This is a genomic window from Halomonas sp. JB37, assembly GCF_002332255.1.
GTDB classification, from domain to species: Bacteria; Pseudomonadota; Gammaproteobacteria; order Pseudomonadales; family Halomonadaceae; genus Vreelandella; species Vreelandella casei.
The window spans coordinates 1,769,793-1,782,531 of the sequence record NZ_NRGW01000001.1 but is presented as its reverse complement, the minus strand read 5'-3'; the positions used below and the strand labels follow the sequence as shown (position 1 = coordinate 1,782,531).

The following is a 12,739-nucleotide window of genomic DNA, read 5'->3' as shown; positions in this document are numbered from 1 at the left end:
GTAAACCTCTTGTCAGTTGCTGCGGGCAAGGCGTGCGCGAACGTTCGCGAATGTATCAATCAGCCCCAACAGCAGCACAATGAGAATCGTGGGCCAGGTCGTGATTAGCAGCACATAAAATGCGACTAGCCACAGCCCGTTCATCCCCTTTAATCCAATAAACCCGTGCACTAACGCAACGCCAGCTACCAATAGCGGAATCCAGCCAAGCATGGCCAGCGCGTGGACACCTAACAGCGAGCCTGCCACCCCAATCACGGCCAAAATGGCCAATTCTTTAGGGCTCAAGCGCAGTGCGTGAAACTCTTCGCGAAAGCCGCCTGGGTTGTACAACCCAGCTTGCCAGCTTCGTGCAAGCGCTAAACACACTATTGCTGCCAACAGCACCACGAGCCCGGTAACTCCCCCCACTACCAGCGCGGCAATGGTTTGAGTATCGTAGCCTTGGTTGGCAAATTCCGTGAGCATGCGATCCACTTCTTGCGAACCTTCTCGCAATTGCTCAAGCATTAGCTCTGTACCACCTGGCGGTGAAAAAATGCCAAGTTGAACCATGACCACAGCGACCAATGTCCCCACAATCAATGTTTCTCCCCAACGCATCCTTTCGCGCAGGATGACGGCCATCAGCGTTACCAACAATATGCTAGCAAGCGGAATCACATCTCCCTGGGCCCACCACCAGCCAGCCGGTAGCGCTGCTGCGATGATCACCGGTAGTGCAGGCGCAAAGCCTTTACGTAAGGTCATCAGCGCGGCAATGGCTGCTCCTAACCAGAACAGCCAAGGCACTAGCGTTGCCAGGGCCGCCACGCCTGCAGCGTAGGGCGTGCCCCGCATCAGCCATCGGGCTAGTGCCAGCATCACGTTAAACGCTTACTGGTGGCTATCGGAGTAGGGCAGCAGTGCCAGATAGCGCGAGCGCTTGATAGCGGTCGCCAGCTGACGCTGATAGCGTGCTTTGGTACCGGTAATACGGCTTGGAACGATCTTGCCGGTTTCGGTGACGTAAGCCTTCAGCGTGTCCAGATCTTTATAATCGATCTGTTTGATGCCTTCAGCAGTAAAACGGCAAAACTTACGGCGACGGAAAAAACGTGCCATGGACTAGCTCCTTAAAACGTGCAGTGAAAAAAATCAGGCAGTTTCTTCTTCTTCAGCGCGCGGTTTTTCTTCGCGACGCGGACGTTTTTCTTCTGCCGGTTTCATCATCGGGGAAGCTTCAGTAACAGCTTCCTTGCAGCGTACAACCAGGCTGCGAATGATGGCGTCGTTAAAGCGGAAGATATTCTCGATTTCTTCGAGAGTCTCGCCAGCACATTCGACGTTCATCAGCACGTAGTGGGCTTTGTGGATCTTGTTGATCGGGTAAGCCAAGTGACGACGGCCCCAATCTTCTAGACGGTGCACAGTGCCGCTATTTTCAGTAACGATGCTGGTGTAGCGCTCGACCATAGCCGGCACCTGCTCGCTTTGATCCGGGTGGACCATAAACACGATTTCGTAATGACGCATGGAATCTCCTTGCGGTTTGACAGCTTCCTTAGTGTGCCACTGCTAAAGCAGATAACGACGACTGGGAAGCAAGGAGTTAACTGAAGTGTCCAGTGGCCGCATAAGCAATCACTGAAGCATCAAACAGATCGTTTATTTCAATTACTACTGTTCACAGCTAACGCCCGCTTGCATACAAACGGGCGCGTGTATCTTAGTGGCGCGGGGGTTAACTTGCAAGCTGCCGCTGACGAACAGCTTCAAACAGACAAATTCCGGCCGCGACCGACACATTCAGGCTAGACACCTCACCCGCCATCGGCAGCTTAGCAAGATTGTCACATGCTTCACGGGTTAACCGACGCATGCCCTTGCCTTCAGCGCCCATCACCAGAGCGGTCGGGCCAGTCATATCGATTGCAAATACGCTGGCCTCCGCCTCACCCGCCGTACCGGTTATCCAAACGCCCGCATCTTTGAGCTTGGCGAGGGTACGCGCCAAATTGGTGACCTGGTAAACCGGAACAACTTCGGCGGCGCCGCAGGCCACTTTACGCACGGTGGCATTCAGCGGCGCCGCTTTGTCTTTCGCGACAATCACCCCGTGAGCACCGGCGGCATCGGCACTGCGTAGGCAGGCACCAAAATTATGCACGTCGGTCACACCGTCTAAAATCAGCAAAAGCGGCGGCGTTGACGACGGCCAGGCACGCAGCTTTAACCATAACGACTCTTCGCCCTCAGGCGTTAGCGGTGGGCAAAAAGCGACGACGCCCTGATGAGCCGCGCCTTGAGTCAACTGATCCAGCATATCTCGCGGCTGCTCCTTCACGCGAGCACCGCGCGCCTGAGCTTGAGCAACGACTTCTTTTAAGCGGCTACCTGCGCCCTGCTGCACCCAAAGTTCACGCGGTGATTCACCTCGATCCAGAAGGCTTTGCAGAGCGTGCACGCCATACACTTGATCTAACCCATCGGGAGTCTTAGGCCCCCGTCGAGACGATGCCGGTTTCATGCTCAACCCTTATTCGGTGATGGCTTGCGCGGGCCAGTGCGCGTGCGCCGAGGGCCGCGACGCACAGCAGGCCGATCGCCGTTAGATGCTTTGGCACCAGCAGCCTTAGCTCCTCCAGCCGTAGAGCCAGCGCCCTCTTCTCCGCCGCGACTTTTGCGGGGCTGACGGCGCGGGCGAGGCTTCTCATCACCTAGGCCAAAGTCGATTTTACGGTCGTCCATATCGACGCGGGCCACTTGGACAGTAAGGCCATCGCCTAACCGGTAAGTAGTGCCCGTCCGTTCGCCCTTGAGGCGGTGTTTTTCAGCTTCGTAATGATAGTAGTCGGAAGGCAGCGAGGTTACGTGAACCAAGCCTTCTACATAAAAGGCATCTAAGCGTACAAACAGACCAAACTGAGTAACCGATGCAATGGTGCCCTCAAACATCTCACCAAGCTTGTCGGACATAAACTCACACTTCAGCCAGCTCTCAACATCACGCGTGGCCTCATCGGCGCGCCGCTCAGTCATCGAGCAGTGCTCGCCCAGCTCAAGCATTTGCTCAAACGTATACGGGCACCATTTGCTCGGCGGATCAACCGGTGCACCCTCAACGCGTAACACCGTGTTGGTCTGGCGCGGCCCGCGGATAACCGACCGTATAGCGCGATGCACCAACAGGTCAGGATAACGGCGAATGGGCGAGGTGAAGTGTGCATAGGCTTGATAAGCCAAGCCAAAATGGCCTTCATTTTGCGGCGAATAGACCGCTTGATTCATCGAGCGCAGCATAACGGTCTGGATGATATCGAAATCGGGACGATCGGCAATAACCTCACGCAGCGCCTGATAGTCTTGTGGCGTCGGCATATCACCACCGCCAACAGACAAGCCGAGTTCATTCAGGAACAGGCGCAGCTTATCAAGGCGTTCAGGTGTAGGACGCTCGTGGATGCGGTAAAGCGCGGGCAAATCGTGCTTATCTAAGAAGCGCGCGGTAGCAACGTTGGCTGCCAACATGCATTCTTCAATCAGCTTATGGGCATTATTACGGCTACGCGGAACGATTTTTTCGATCTTCCGCTCATCGTTAAAAATGATCGCCGTTTCGGTGGTATCAAAGTCGATAGCGCCGCGCTCTGCACGCGCTTCACGCAGCAAGTAGTAAAGCTCTTCTAGGCTTTTCAGCGGCTTCACTAATTCGCTGTACTCTGAGCGAAGCGCTTCGCCCTCTTCGCTTTTCTCATCAAGAATCGCCGCCACTTTGTTATAAGTAAGGCGCGCATGAGAGTTCATTACCGCCTCATAAAAGCGATAGCGACTAATCGCCCCCGTCTGAGAGATATTCATCTCACAGACCAGCACTAAACGATCCACATTCGGATTCAGTGAACAAAGGCCGTTTGAAAGCAGCTCCGGCAGCATAGGAACGACTTGACCAGGGAAGTAGACCGAGGTACCCCGCGTGCGGCCTTCATCATCCAGCGCCGTACCAGGACGTACATAGTGGGAAACATCGGCGATCGCCACCAACAGTTTCCAGCCACCCGATTTTGTTTTCCACGCGCACACGGCATCATCGAAGTCTTTGGCAGACTCATCATCAATGGTGACCAGCGGCACATCACGCAAATCAACGCGGTGCTGCTTATCGTCTTCCAGCACTTCGGCTGAAATGCCGCCAATTTGATCCATGACCTCAGGGGAAAACTCAGCAGGAATGTCATAGCTGCGAATCGCTATATCAATCTCCATGCCCGGGTCCATGCGTTCACCCAGCACTTCAACCACCTCACCTACCGGCTGTACGCGGGTAGCGGGCTGCTGAACGATTTTGGCAGAGATCACCTGTCCATCCTGTGCCCCACCGCAGGCGCTATGAGGAATAATTACTTCCTGCGTGATGCGCGGATTTTCCGGAATCAGGATGCCAAATTCAGGCGTATTACTGCGATAAACGCCTACAATCGTTTGCGTGTTGCGGGCGATGACGTCGGCGATGGTCGCTTCATCGCGGCCACGGCGGTCGCGACCACTAATGCGAGCCAGCACGTGATCGCCGTGAAAAACACGCCGCATTTGACGCGGCGGCAGCACCAAATCAGGCTTTTTGCCGTCATCGCGCAGTAGAAAGCCAAAGCCATCGCGATGGCCAAGCACTTTGCCTTTCACTAAGTCGAGCTTATCAATCAGCGCGTAGGCGCCTCGACGGTCGCGCAGCACCTGGCCATCGCGCTCCATTGCGGCCAAACGGCGCCTGACGGCTTCGATAAGATCTTCGTCTTCAAGACCCAGCATGCGGCTCATATTTTCGTGGCTAATCGGCTTGCCGTAGCTTTCTAATGCGGCTAGAAGATATTCCCGGCTTGGTGCTGGGTTGCCGTATTTGTGCGCCTCGCGCTCGGCGTGCGGATCATCACTTAACGTCCAATACTTCATGCGATCAACATCCTTAATGACGTCATTTGCGAGAGGCGTAAAAAAAGCGCAGACGCTATGCGTTGCGGGCGGGCTACTTCAGCGCTTGAGAGGCTAAAATGAATAGGGTTTTGTTTAGTCATAGCCGCAGTATAGCGCCGCGCGTTCAATCACCCAACCGTCTTAGGCGTTGTTTATACAATTTGCTTTATAAAAAGCGCCCGCGAAGCCTTGCATTTAACCATCACCCCGGTATTATACGCGCCACTTGCCCAGATGGCGGAATTGGTAGACGCGCTAGCTTCAGGTGCTAGTGTCCGTATGGACGTGGAGGTTCAAGTCCTCTTCTGGGCACCATACTGTTTCTATACCCACTCATTGGTATAAATAGTGCGGTGTTAAGCAAGTCGGTACTAGGCAGTATTGCTGTTGTAAATGTTTTGTGTTCGCCCAGGTGGCGGAATTGGTAGACGCGCTAGCTTCAGGTGCTAGTGTCTGTATGGACGTGGAGGTTCAAGTCCTCTCCTGGGCACCATACGAACACAAACAGTAGTTCGTTAATCTAAGCTGTAAATGATGCGCCCAGGTGGCGGAATTGGTAGACGCGCTAGCTTCAGGTGCTAGTGTCCGTATGGACGTGGAGGTTCAAGTCCTCTCCTGGGCACCATGACAACATGGTCTCGTACGCACCCCCCCCTAACTACGCATCATCCCCTCCTATATAGATTCCCTTTTTTAAAACTTACTGAAAACGCCCAGGCCGACGCGATACTTCTTCAAGCGCCCACCCTTGCGTACGCAGCTCTCCCTCCAAAACAGCTTCTACGTCAGCGCTCAAGTCTGGAAAGAAGTTAAGGCCAGTAAGCGCTTCAATTTCATCAATTGTCACTAAGTAATCATCGAGCGGTTCATTACCTCGGACGTCTTGCGGCATGATAAATGCCAGCGCTAATGGCGCATCACTATGCGGCGCGACGATAATTTTGTAGAACGCCTCTGGTACTTCTACAAAGCCCACACGATTAAACACGTTATCCATAAAATTTGCGGGAAAAACAGGCCCCGTAATAACCTGCAAATGATCAAAACGCGGGGCAAAATGATCCATGACCGCTTCTTCTAAACGCTGCCATAGCTGACGATTAAGCTGTGGCCGTTGAGGCGTCATGTTACTCATTAAGAAGGTATCGACCTGAGCGCTGCGGCCATGCACAGCAGCAATGGCATAGTTAGGCGCCATATGCCCTCGGTCATAGCCACTGCCCGCATAGTCGCCTGTGCCGATCGGCCAGAGCGTGCGCCAATCCGCCTGAAAATTAGGTCGCGAACCGATTCGCGTCTCGTCGCCAACCGCTTCAACCTGATAGCTCACCCACAGCGGATTAACCCGCACATCAGACCAGCCCACTAAATAGCCGTCGTTACGCAGCACTCGATGCATCGTTGTAGGGCTAAACGCCTCCCATGTCGGCACGCCCATCCAGGTATAGGCATCTTTATGTTGGCGTTCCTGAAACTCCCACAGCCCTGTACCCGCAACAATAAACAGCACAACGATGCCCAGGCGTCGACCGTTACTACGCCAGCGCGAAAACGATTTTCCCAACAGACTTACTCCCTACTTAGCGCTTAAAAACGCCTCTCGTTTTATTCAAGCTTTAATGACGAATTTCGAAAACCTACCAGCCTAGGGAAAACATGGTTTCTAGATCGTGCCGCGAATGCACCTGCATGGCGTTGAGTGTTTCTGTATCACTGATACCTTCAACGGCGTTTAGGCGCTCGGTAACAAGCTCGGCTAAGCTTTCAAAATCACGGGTACGGGCAATCGCTACCAGGTCGTAACGGCCGCAGGTGGAATACACCTCACTAATACCTTCAACATCGGCCAGCCGCTCAGCGACAGCTTTAACTTGCCCTTTATCAGTATTGATTAAAATGACTGCGTTTTGCATGGTGCGCCCTCTCAACAGAAAAAATCACGACTCACAATGGAATGTCGGCGTCGAGCAGAGTATACCAGCGACGTGGAGGCTGGCGTAGCACCTGCCGCTGGCATGGCTTATCTCATCCCTATACGCACAGCCTTATTTGCACAGACTTATTAGCAAAAACTTATTAGCACAGACTTTGTCATCCGCTAGCATCTAGCCGATAATGACCCGCAAGCTGACTGAGAGCCACTTGGAGGCTCTGAATGATGCGCTTTAAGTAAATTAACAGAACGAAAAGGCTTAAGAGGTGGATAACCACCCGACAATCGTGGTCAAACGTCAAACCGTGACGATAAGGAGAAATCATGGCCAATCAGAATCGTCGTGACTTCATGCGCAACAGTCTGCTGGGGCTTGCCGCCCTCCCACTAGGTGTGGGCATTCTGTCTAAAACCGCTTTTGCTCAAGGCCTTCCGCGTCTTGCCCCTTCAGCGCCTAACGCGCAGGCACTTAATTATGTAGAAGTTGCCAGTGATGCGAGTGATCACCCAGCTTTTGAAGAGGGTGAACTCTGCGACAACTGCATGTTTTATAGTGCTAATAATGAAGGCTGCCAGCTGTTTCCAGAGAATAGCGTTGAACCTGCCGGATGGTGCCAGTCCTGGACTGCCCAGTCCTAAGCATCTGTCGCTAACGAGGTGCCTGTAAAGCACTGCCCCGCTGATCATGCGGGGCAACGATGATTAAAGAGCCTGCGCTGAGAAACCCTGCAAAAATTCGCTTTAGGCAGTGCTGTTTTCGTCCTCTATCGGCCAGTGATAGCACCGCGTTACGCGGCCTTCCTCAAGCGAAACCAAATGAACGGGAAACCCCCATAGCTGCTGTAAATGGCGCATGACGGGATAGACGCTACGCCCCAGAGGGCGACGGCTGCCCTGAACATGATGAAGCGTCAATGAACGATCTCCCCGAATCGCCGCTTCGGCGACTTGTATATTAGGTTCGCGAACAGACAGCGCATACTGGGTAGCCAGCGCGTCACGCACGCGTCGGTAGCCCTGTTCGTTGTGAATAGCCGCCACTTCAAGCGTCTCAGCCTGATCATCATCCACGACAAGAAACAGCTTATGATCGCGCATCACCTTCGGTGATAAAAACTGCTGAATAAAAGATTCGTCTTTGAAGTTACGCATCGCAAACTCTAGCGTCTCCCGCCAGGGTGTCCCGGCAATGTCTGGAAACCACGCTTGATCCTCGTCATTGGGCGTTTCGCAGATCCGCTTAATATCCATAAAAATCGCAAAGCCTAACGCGTAGGGGTTAATGCCGCTGTAGTGCGGGCTATCAAAGGGCGGTTGATAAATAACGGCCGCGTGGGACTGCAAAAATTCCAGCATCAGCCCTTCATCGACATCGCCATCGTCGTAAAGCCGATTCATTAGCGTGTAGTGCCAAAAACACGCCCAGCCCTCATTCATCACCTGCGTTTGCCGCTGAGGATAAAAGTACTGTGCTAATTTGCGTACAATCCGCACGATTTCACGCTGCCATGGCGAAAGCAGCGGCGCGTTTTTTTCAATAAAATAGAGCAGGTTCTCTTGGGGTTCCGAAGGATAATGACCGCCACTATGTAGGCCTAAAGGATCATCATCGCTATTCAGGCTGGCCAGTAGCGGCGAGCCACCCTCCGGCAATCCCGGAATGGTGCGCCAGAGCATGTTTACCTGGGTCTGTAGGTAGGCCTCTCGCTCATCTTGACGCTTAGCTTCTTCTTGAGCAGAGATAGGCGAAGGCCGCTTGTAGCGATCCACGCCGTAGCTTTGGAGTGCATGGCAGGCATCCAGCAACTGCTCGACGGCTTGCACACCGTGACGCTCTTCACACTGGTTGATGTAGCGTCGAGCGAACACCAAGTAATCGACAATCGATGAGGCGTCGGTCCAGGTTCGAAATAGGTAATTGCCTTTAAAAAAAGAGTTATGGCCGTAGCAGGCATGCGCCATCACCAGCACCTGCATCATCAGCGTATTTTCTTCCATCAAATAGGCAATGCAAGGGTCAGAGTTGATCACCAGCTCATAGGCCAAGCCCATTTGGCCGCGTTTATAAGCTTGATCAACCGCCAAAAACTGCTTACCAAACGACCAGTGATGGTAGCCAACCGGCATCCCTACGCTTGCGTAGGCATCCATCATTTGTTCAGTGGTGATCACTTCTATCTGGTTGGGATAAGTATCCAGCCGATACTCGTCAGCGAGCCTGGCCAGCTGTGAATCAAAGCGCTCCAGCACGGCAAAGTTCCAATCGGAGCCGGTGGCAATCGGCCTGCGTTTGCGAGTCGCACTCATAGCCCACTCCTTTACACGCGGTCATTAGGACTGACTTAAGCGGCGCTTAAACAGCTCGCGAAAGACTGGATAAATATCGCCCGCTTCCACAATTTGCCGCATCGCAAACCGATCGGGAAACTCATTGACCACGCTCTCATACTCATGCCATAGCGATTGATGATCGTGGGGGGTGATTTCAACGTAGGCATAGTATTGCAACTGTGGCATTAGCTGCTTAATCAGCAAATCGCGGCAGATATTCGAATCATCATCCCAATTATCGCCATCGGAGGCCTGCGCTACATATAGATTCCACTGGCTAGTGGGATAACGCTTCTCGATGATTTTATTGACGAGGTTTAGCGCGCTGGAAACAATCGTGCCACCAGTTTCACGTGAGTAGAAAAATTCCTCTTCGTTTACTTCCCTGGCGGCCGTGTGATGGCGTACAAACACCAGTTCGACCTTCTCATAGTGTTTTTCCAAAAACAGATAGAGCAGTAGGAAAAAGCGCTTGGCGATATCCTTGTGGTTTTGAGTCATTGAGCCGGAAACGTCCATGACGCAAAACATCACCGCTTGGTTAGAGGGCTGCGGCTGTGCGCTGAGCTGATGATAGCGCAGGTCATAAGTGTCAATAAAAGGCACGCCAGCAATGCGCTTCTCCAAGCGTTCGATCTCGGCTTTCAGCTCAGTGATACGGGTAGGATTGCGCAGCACCGAGTCTTTACGCTCTTCGGCATCCAGTGCCTCAACCGCATCCTTAAGCGCTCGTTTAATGGGCGCTCGCATCGCAATACGCCTGGCATACGCCTCTCGCATCGAACGGGTAATGCTGATACGCGAAGGAACCCCGTCGCGCGAAAGCCCCGCCCGCACCATTTTGACTTCTTCCAATGACTTAAGCGGCTTGCGCTGTAGGTGGGGCAATTCCAGACCATCGAAAACAAACTCTAGAAACTCCTCACGACTAAGGGTGAAAGCAAACTCATCAACGCCCTCGCCCTGGTTCGATGCCCCTCCTTCACCATTTCCGTTGCCATCCCCCTTACCCTTTGGTCGGCTAATCTTATCGCCGGCGATATATTCCTTATTACCGGGCGAAACGATATGCCGCGCACCGCCTGGGCCATGCTGGAAGACCGGTTCAGAAATATCCTTCGTCGGAATAGAAATGCTCTCCCCACGCTCCATGTCGGTAATTGAGCGGCGATTAACGGCCTCCTCGACCGATCGCTTGATATGCTTACGATAGCGCTCTAAAAAGCGCTGCCGGTTAACCGCGCTTTTATGTTTAGCGTTTGGTCTTCGGTCAATAAAGTAGGTCATACGACCTCCTTAAGCGTACAACGTAAGCGCGGTTCTTAAGCGCCGCCCCTTATTGAGACTTGCGTACACGCAAATACCATTCGGATAACAGTCGAACCTGTTTCTCGGTGTAGCCGCGCTCGACCATCCTTGCCACAAAATCTTCGTGCTTTTTCTGATCCGACCGGGAAGCCTTGGCATTAAACGAGATCACCGGCAGCAGCTCTTCCGTATTGGCGAACATTTTGTGCTCAATAACGCCTTTCAATTTTTCGTAAGACTGCCAGCTTGGATTCATACCGTTATTTTGCGCCCGAGCCCGCAGCACAAAGTTAACCACCTCATGACGAAAGTCTTTCGGGTTTGAAATCCCCGCAGGTTTCTCAATTTTCTCTAGCTCTTCATTCAACGATTGGCGATTGAGCTGCTCGCCGGTTTCATGGTCACGATACTCCTGATCCTGAATCCAAAAATCGGCATAGGTGACATAGCGATCAAAGATGTTCTGGCCATATTCACTATAGGATTCGAGATAGGCCGTCTGAATTTCTTTACCGATGAACTCCACATAGCGAGGCGCCATAAACTCTTTTATGAAGCCTAAATAACGTTCAAATGCCTCCGATGGCAGCTGTTCGCGCTCTAGCGCCTGTTCCAGTACGTAGAGTAGATGCACCGGATTAGCCGCCACTTCGACACTGTCAAAGTTGAACACTTTAGACAGAATTTTGAACGCAAAGCGGGTAGAAAGACCCTGCATGCCCTCGTCCACGCCTGCCGCGTCGCGGTACTCCTGAATCGATTTAGCGCGCGGGTCGGTGTCTTTCAGGTTTTCACCATCATAGACCCGCATTTTGGAATAGATATTGGAGTTTTCCGGTGCTTTAAGCCGTGAAAGCACAGAGAACTGCGCCAGCATGCGCAGCGTGTCCGGCGCACAAGGGGCGGCGTTAAGTGAAGAATCTTCAAGCAGCTTTTGATAGATTTTGATTTCTTCCGACACCCGCAAGCAGTACGGCACCTTAACGATATAGACCCTATCGAGGAACGCCTCATTGTTGCGATTATTTCGAAAAGCCTGCCACTCAGATTCGTTAGAGTGGGCTAAGATGACGCCATCAAACGGGATCGCACCCATGCCTTCGGTAGGATTGTAATTGCCCTCCTGCGTTGCGGTGAGCAAGGGGTGAAGCACCTTGATAGGTGCTTTAAACATCTCAACAAACTCCATCAGCCCCTGATTAGCGCGGCACAGGCCGCCGGAAAAGCTATAGGCATCGGGGTCATCCTGGGAATAAAGTTCTAACTGACGAATATCAACCTTACCCACCAGCGACGAGATATCCTGATTGTTCTCATCACCGGGCTCGGTTTTAGAAATAGCGATCTGGTGGAGTCGCGAAGGATATAAGCGCACGACTCTAAACTGAGAGATATCGCCGCCGTACTCTTTTAGGCGCTTTGCAGCCCAAGGTGACATCACGCTGCGTAAATAACGCTGCGGAATCCCATACTCTTGCTCTAATAGCTCGCCATCTTCTTCCGGGGAAAACAGTCCCAGCGGCGACTCATAAACCGGTGAGCCTTTAATGGCATAAAACGGAATGCGCTCCATGAGCAGCTTAAGGCGCTCCGCTAGCGAGGACTTACCGCCGCCCACCGGGCCGAGTAAATAGAGAATCTGTTTACGCTCTTCAAGCCCCTGAGCCGCATGACGAAAGTACGCCACAATTTGCTCAATGGCGTCTTCCATACCGTGAAACTCTGCAAAGGCAGGATAACGGCGGATAACTTTATTGGAAAAAATACGCGATAGCCGCGCGTCCTTGGCAGTATCTACTACGCCAGGCTCGCCAATCGCTTCCAGCATGCGCTCTGCAGCACTGGCATACACCGCTGGCTCACGACGACACAACGCCAAATACTCTTCCAGGCTCATGTCTTCTTGCTGGACGCGGGAAAAACGGTCTTGAACGTGATCAAAGATGCTCATGGCACTCTCCTGTGGCCCATCCCCGGACAGTCGCCGCCAAACCATGTGTTTCGCAACGGCGTGCCAAACGAGGTGTCGCTTTTTTAGCGTAGTCAGTATTAGCAAAAAGTGATGACTAAAACCTTCAACGCTAGAGAGCCGGAAAGATTAAAAGCACCCGAGACGTCGCGGCCAACGTCTGAACGCGACGCTGGAACCCCGAGCTTGTAACATGTTCGAATACAGGTAACCTTTAATCACTTGACGGCAACCACTTTGAGCCGCCC

11 protein-coding genes and 3 tRNA genes are annotated in these 12,739 nt (G+C 52.8%); 4 read left to right on the top strand and 10 right to left on the bottom strand.

What is annotated here, in order from left to right; all coding sequences use genetic code 11:
• Positions 1 to 12: 12 nt before the first annotated feature.
• The 5 genes from CIK78_RS08230 to rnr form a co-directional block, all read right to left on the bottom strand.
• Entirely contained in the window at positions 13 to 864 is an 852-nt protein-coding gene (locus CIK78_RS08230) for a hypothetical protein (RefSeq protein WP_096278962.1), read from the bottom strand.
• A 12-nt stretch (positions 865 to 876) separates the two neighbouring features.
• The gene (gene rpsR / locus CIK78_RS08225; protein ID WP_007113337.1) at positions 877 to 1,104 is read right to left on the bottom strand and encodes a 30S ribosomal protein S18; all 228 of its coding nucleotides are present in this window, start codon (positions 1,102 to 1,104) and stop codon (positions 877 to 879) included.
• Positions 1,105 to 1,137: 33 nt separating this feature from the next.
• Positions 1,138 to 1,515 (bottom strand): 30S ribosomal protein S6, encoded by a 378-nt coding sequence (gene rpsF / locus CIK78_RS08220; RefSeq protein WP_096278960.1) that lies wholly within the window; start codon positions 1,513 to 1,515, stop codon positions 1,138 to 1,140.
• Positions 1,516 to 1,723: 208 nt separating this feature from the next.
• Positions 1,724 to 2,509, bottom strand: a complete 786-nt coding sequence (gene rlmB, locus CIK78_RS08215; protein ID WP_096278958.1) for a 23S rRNA (guanosine(2251)-2'-O)-methyltransferase RlmB — start codon at positions 2,507 to 2,509, stop codon at positions 1,724 to 1,726.
• A 2-nt stretch (positions 2,510 to 2,511) separates the two neighbouring features.
• Positions 2,512 to 4,929, bottom strand: coding sequence for a ribonuclease R (gene rnr, locus CIK78_RS08210; RefSeq protein ID WP_096278956.1), 2,418 nt, complete (start codon positions 4,927 to 4,929; stop codon positions 2,512 to 2,514).
• A 249-nt stretch (positions 4,930 to 5,178) separates the two neighbouring features.
• On the opposite strand from rnr, the gene CIK78_RS08205 reads away from it, so the two are divergent.
• The 3 genes from CIK78_RS08205 (at position 5,179) to CIK78_RS08195 (ending at position 5,575) form a co-directional block, all read left to right on the top strand.
• Positions 5,179 to 5,265: transfer RNA gene (locus tag CIK78_RS08205), tRNA-Leu, on the top strand.
• 91 nt (positions 5,266 to 5,356) lie between these two features.
• Positions 5,357 to 5,443: transfer RNA gene (locus CIK78_RS08200), tRNA-Leu, on the top strand.
• Between the two features lie 45 nt (positions 5,444 to 5,488).
• Positions 5,489 to 5,575, top strand: a tRNA-Leu gene (locus tag CIK78_RS08195).
• Between the two features lie 75 nt (positions 5,576 to 5,650).
• Here the strand turns inward: CIK78_RS08195 and CIK78_RS08190 are convergent.
• Positions 5,651 to 6,514 (bottom strand): DNA/RNA non-specific endonuclease, encoded by an 864-nt coding sequence (locus CIK78_RS08190; protein WP_096278953.1) that lies wholly within the window; start codon positions 6,512 to 6,514, stop codon positions 5,651 to 5,653.
• A gap of 73 nt (positions 6,515 to 6,587) precedes the next feature.
• Entirely contained in the window at positions 6,588 to 6,863 is a 276-nt protein-coding gene (locus CIK78_RS08185) for an Lrp/AsnC ligand binding domain-containing protein (protein ID WP_008958975.1), read from the bottom strand.
• 344 nt (positions 6,864 to 7,207) lie between these two features.
• On the opposite strand from CIK78_RS08185, the gene CIK78_RS08180 reads away from it, so the two are divergent.
• Positions 7,208 to 7,522, top strand: coding sequence for a high-potential iron-sulfur protein (locus CIK78_RS08180; protein WP_096278951.1), 315 nt, complete (start codon positions 7,208 to 7,210; stop codon positions 7,520 to 7,522).
• 102 nt (positions 7,523 to 7,624) lie between these two features.
• Here the strand turns inward: CIK78_RS08180 and CIK78_RS08175 are convergent, their stop codons facing one another.
• Genes CIK78_RS08175 through CIK78_RS08165 form a run of 3 tightly spaced genes read right to left on the bottom strand, consistent with a single transcriptional unit; the run spans position 7,625 to position 12,473 of the window.
• The gene (locus tag CIK78_RS08175; RefSeq protein WP_096278949.1) at positions 7,625 to 9,190 is read right to left on the bottom strand and encodes a SpoVR family protein; all 1,566 of its coding nucleotides are present in this window, start codon (positions 9,188 to 9,190) and stop codon (positions 7,625 to 7,627) included.
• A gap of 24 nt (positions 9,191 to 9,214) precedes the next feature.
• Positions 9,215 to 10,501 carry a YeaH/YhbH family protein gene (locus CIK78_RS08170; RefSeq protein WP_096278947.1) on the bottom strand — a complete coding sequence of 429 codons (1,287 nt, stop codon included), beginning with the start codon at positions 10,499 to 10,501 and terminating at the stop codon, positions 9,215 to 9,217.
• A gap of 49 nt (positions 10,502 to 10,550) precedes the next feature.
• The gene (locus CIK78_RS08165; RefSeq protein ID WP_096278944.1) at positions 10,551 to 12,473 is read right to left on the bottom strand and encodes a PrkA family serine protein kinase; all 1,923 of its coding nucleotides are present in this window, start codon (positions 12,471 to 12,473) and stop codon (positions 10,551 to 10,553) included.
• Positions 12,474 to 12,739: the final 266 nt, after the last annotated feature.